Annotated in this window: 1 rRNA gene; it reads left to right on the plus strand. The window is 49.3% G+C overall.

Features of this window, described 5'->3' with window-relative positions:
- Positions 1-20: 20 nt before the first annotated feature.
- A 16S ribosomal RNA gene (locus AN393_RS19990) occupies positions 21-207 on the plus strand; the annotation flags it as partial.

Here is a 207-nt window from a genome sequence, read left to right on the forward strand (position 1 = left end):
TTCGGAACATAAAAACTTTTTAATTGAAGAGTTTGATCATGGCTCAGATTGAACGCTGGCGGCAGGCCTAACACATGCAAGTCGAGCGGAAACGAAGAGTAGCTTGCTACTCTGGCGTCGAGCGGCGGACGGGTGAGTAATGCTTGGGAACATGCCTTGAGGTGGGGGACAACAGTTGGAAACGACTGCTAATACCGCATAATGTCT

Source organism: Pseudoalteromonas sp. P1-25 (genome assembly GCF_001401805.1).
GTDB lineage: Bacteria > Pseudomonadota > Gammaproteobacteria > Enterobacterales > Alteromonadaceae > Pseudoalteromonas.